The 4,259-nt window shown below is 66.1% G+C and carries 4 protein-coding genes; all 4 read left to right on the plus strand.

Annotated features, from left to right (window positions below; all coding sequences use genetic code 11):
• Window positions 1–2,172: type VII secretion protein EccCb (eccCb, locus tag ACLQI9_RS13370; RefSeq protein ID WP_442391754.1), on the plus strand; the 2,172-nt coding region annotated here is incomplete at its 5' end.
• Window positions 2,173–2,211: 39 nt separating this feature from the next.
• Window positions 2,212–2,520, plus strand: coding sequence for a PE family protein (locus tag ACLQI9_RS13375; RefSeq protein WP_442376905.1), 309 nt, complete (start codon window positions 2,212–2,214; stop codon window positions 2,518–2,520).
• Between the two features lie 2 nt (window positions 2,521–2,522).
• A complete protein-coding gene (locus tag ACLQI9_RS13380) occupies window positions 2,523–3,944 on the plus strand; it encodes a PPE family protein (protein ID WP_442391755.1) in 1,422 nt (473 codons plus the stop codon).
• Between the two features lie 47 nt (window positions 3,945–3,991).
• A partial coding sequence (esxG, locus tag ACLQI9_RS13385) for a type VII secretion system protein EsxG (protein WP_442391673.1) occupies window positions 3,992–4,259 on the plus strand: 268 nt, incomplete at its 3' end.

Genomic DNA, 4,259 nt, shown 5'->3' on the forward strand with positions numbered 1-4,259 from the left:
CTGTTCGTGGTCGCCGACGAGTTCACCCTGATGCTCGCCGACCACCCCGAGTACGCCGAGCTGTTCGATTACGTTGCGCGCAAAGGCCGCTCGTTCCGGATCCACATCCTGTTCGCGTCGCAGACGCTGGATGTCGGAAAGATCAAGGACATCGACAAGAACACCTCCTACCGGATCGGCTTGAAGGTGGCCAGCCCTGCCGTCTCGCGGCAGATCATCGGCGTGGAGGACGCCTACCACATCGAGTCCGGCAAGGAGCACAAGGGCTTGGGCTTCCTGGTGCCCGCTCCCGGTGCTGCGCCGATCAAATTCCGCAGCACTTACGTCGACGGCATCTACGATCCACCTCAGACAGCGAAAACGCTTGTGGTGCATTCTGTTCCCGAACCAAAGCTGTTCACTGCCGGCCGAGTGGAGCCCGATCAGACCACGGTGATCACGACGAATGGTCACGAAGAACAGGTCGGCCCGCCACGTAAGTTGATCGCCACCATCGGTGACCAGCTCGCGCGCTGTGGCCCACGTGCGCCAGAGCTGTGGCTGCCACCACTCGACGACCCGATCCCGCTGAGCACGGTGCTGGCCCGCGCGGCGCTGCCCCAGGGCGAGTGGCGTTGGCCGCTAGGCGAAATCGACAAGCCGTTCGAGATGCGCCGCGACCCGCTGGTGTTCGATGCACGGTCGTCGGCCGGCAACATGGTGATCCATGGTGGGGCAAAGTCAGGCAAATCGGCTGCCCTGCAGACGTTTATCTTGTCGGCGGCAAGCCTGGACTCGCCCAGCGAGGTGAGTTTCTACTGCCTGGACTATGGCGGTGGTCAGCTGCGGGCGCTGGAGGACTTGGCGCATGTCGGCAGCGTGGCCTCGGCGCTGGAACCGGAGCGGATCCGCCGCACCTTCGGGGAGCTCGAGCAGCTGCTCCGGTACCGCCAGCAGCGCGAGGTGTTCCGGGACAAGCAAGGGCCGCATGACGGGCGGGGCCAGGTCTTCCTGGTTATCGACAATCTCTATGCCTTCAGCCGGGATAACACCGATCAGTTCAACACCCGGAACCCGTTGCTGGCGAAGGTGACCGAGCTCGTCAACATCGGGTTGGCCTACGGCATCCACGTGGTCGTCACCACACCCAGCTGGCTGGAGGTGCCGCTGGCGATGCGGGACGGTCTTGGGCTGCGGCTGGAGCTGAAGCTGCATGACGCCCGGGACAGCAACGTCCGGCTGGTCGGTGCACTGCACCGTCCGGCCGAGGCGGTGCCCGCCGACCAGCCGGGTCGCGGGCTGACCATGGCCGCCGAGCACTTCCTGTTCGCGGCACCCGAACTGGACCAGGTCGCCGCGATCAACGCCCGCCATCGCGGCGTCACGGCGCCGCCGGTGCGGTTGCTACCGACCAACCTGGCGCCCGCCGCGGTCGGTGCGGTGTATCGGGGCGCCGACCGGATCGTCATCGGCCAGCGCGAAGAAGACTTGGCCGCAGTCGAACTCGACTTCGCCGAGAATCCGTTGCTGATGGTGCTGGGCGACACCAAATCGGGCAAGACCACGTTGTTGCGCCACATCATCCGCACCATCCGCGACCACTCGACTCCCGACCGGGTCGCGTTCACGGTGCTGGATCGCCGGTTGCATCTCGTCGATGAGCCGCTGTTCCCCGACAACGAATACACCGCAAATGTCGACCGGGTGCTGCCGGCGATACTCGGCTTGTCGGCGCTCATCGAAAAGCGGCAACCACCGGCGGGGCTCTCGGCCACCCAGCTGACCGGATGGTCATACGAGGGGCACACCCACTACCTGATCATCGACGACGTCGATCAGATACCGGATACGCCCGCGATGACCGGTCCGTTCGTCGGGCAGCGGCCTTGGACTCCGCTCCTCGGGTTGCTGGCACAGGCCAGCGACCTGGGGCTGCGGGTGATCGTCACCGGGCGCGCAACCGGTTCCGCGCACGCGCTGATGACCAGCCCGTTGCTGCGCCGGTTCAACGACCTACAGGCAACCACGTTGATGTTGTCGGGCAATCCGGCGGACGGCGGAAAGATTCGCGGTCAACGATTCGACCGGTTGCCCTCAGGTCGGGCAATCCTGCTGGGCGACACCGACACCCCGACATATGTGCAGTTGGTCAATCCGCTCGTCGACGAAAGTGTGGCCGTCGATGGTCGGTGAGTTTCGTCGAAAGTGGTTCATCGAAAGGATGGAAGTGCCATGACGTTGCGAGTCGTCCCGGAGGGTTTGGCCTCCGCCAGCGCCGCGGTCGAAGCGATCACCGCCCGCCTGGCCGCCGCGCACGCGGACGCGGCACCGTTGATCTCCGCCGTGGTTCCGTCGGCGGCGGATCCGGTGTCGCTGCAGACTGCGGCCGGATTCAGCGCGCAGGGCACTGAGCACACCGCGGTCGCTGCCGAAGGCGTGGAAGAGCTCGGCCGTGCCGGGGTCGGTGTCGGTGAGTCCGGCGCGAGTTACGCCGCCGGTGATGCGGCCGCTGCGTCATCGTATCTCGGCTTCCACGGCTGACGATGACCGCGCCGGTGTGGATGGCTTCGCCGCCGGAGGTGCATTCAGCGCTGCTCAGCAGCGGTCCTGGACCCGGGTCGCTGCTGGCGGCTGCTGGGGCGTGGACGTCGCTGAGTACTGAATATGCCTCGGCTGCCGGCGAACTCACCACACTGTTGGGCGCGGTACAGGCCGGCGCGTGGGAGGGTCCAAGCGCCGAGCAGTATGTCAGCGCACACGCCCCGTATCTCGCGTGGCTGACGGACGCCAGCGCGAATAGCGCGGGTGCGGCTGCTCAGCACGAGATCGCGGCGGCCGCCTATACCAGCGCGTTGGCTGCGATGCCGACGCTTCCGGAGTTGGCCGCCAATCACCTCATTCACGGCGTGTTGATAGCGACGAACTTCTTTGGGATCAATACGATTCCGATCGCGCTCAACGAAGCCGACTACGCGCGAATGTGGATTCAGGCGGCCACCACGATGGCCAGTTATCAGGCGGTTTCCGGGTCGGCGTTGGCGTCGGCCCCCCGCACCACCGCGGCGCCGTTGGTGCTAAAAGCCAATACCGCGATGGCGGCCGCCAACCAGTCATCATCGGGATCGAACTTCTTTACCGAGATGTTCGACCAGCTCCTCCAACTCTTCCAGAACCCGGGCCAGACGATCAACTCCATCATCGCGAACCCGAGCGCCTGGTTTCCGCTGCTGTTCTTCGTCGGCTATCAAGCGTTTTTCGAGCCGGTCGGGTGGACGACTTGGTCGATGCTCCTGACTTCTCCGGTCTGGCTTTCGATCATCATCGGCGTGCCGCTCAATGCGATGGCGTCCCTGGCCGTGCCGGTGGCTGCACCCGCGGCAGCCGGAGCGGCCGGAATCGCCACCGGCGCCGGACAGCCTGCTGCGTTGCCCGCAGCGGGGCTGACAGGGACACCAGGCATATCGGTGGTGACCGCCGGGTCGACACCGGTGGCAGGTGCCGCGTCCGGTGCGGGCGCGGCGGCCACTCCCGCCACCGGCGGCTTCGCCTATATGGTGGGCGGTCTCGGCCCCGACGCCGGACCCGGGCCGACGCTGATTGATCGCAAGGGCGCCAAGGCGCCGGGTCGCTACATTCCCGCGGCTGCCGCGGTGGGTGCAGTAGCTCGAGACAAGGTGCGGACGCTGCGGCGGCGACGGGCCGAGTTGCGGGACTACGGAGACGAGTTCGCGGATATGGACAGCGATCTCGGTCCCGGCGCCGAGCCCGAGGAGGCCTCGGTGCTGGCGTCGGATTCCGGTGCAGGGCCGTTGGGGTTTGTCGGGACGGTGCATAAGGACACTGCCGCTGAGGCCGCGGGATTGGCGACACTGAGCGGCAATGGATTTGGCGGGGGGCCGAGTATGCCGATGGTGCCGGGGACGTGGGGTCCCGAGCTGCCGCAGGGGGAGGGGGATCACCGCTGAGTGTGGTTGTGTGGCAACGGTAGTCGATTAGAGAAAGGATCTTCGTCATGAGTATGTTGGATGCTCATATTCCGCAGTTGGTGGCCTCGCAGTCGGCGTTTGCCGCCAAGGCGGGGTTGATGCGTAGCACGATTGGTCAGGCCGAGCAGGAAGCTATGTCGGCGCAGGCGTTTCACGCTGGGGAGTCGGCGGCGGCGTTTCAGGCCGCGCACGCCCGCTTCGTGGCGGCCGCCGCGAAAATCAACAGCCTGCTGGATATCGCTCAGGCCAACATCGGGGATGCCGCGGGTATCTATGTGGCCGCCGATGCGGCTG

Origin of the sequence: Mycobacterium sp., from assembly GCF_052143115.1 — a bacterium.
GTDB lineage: Bacteria > Actinomycetota > Actinomycetes > Mycobacteriales > Mycobacteriaceae > Mycobacterium.

Coding starts and splice junctions, on each gene's coding strand:
- ACLQI9_RS13375 (WP_442376905.1), top strand. CDS start 2,212: ATGACGTTGCGAGTCGTCCCGGAGGGTTTGGCCTCCGCCAGCGCCGCG.
- ACLQI9_RS13380 (WP_442391755.1), top strand. CDS start 2,523: ATGACCGCGCCGGTGTGGATGGCTTCGCCGCCGGAGGTGCATTCAGCG.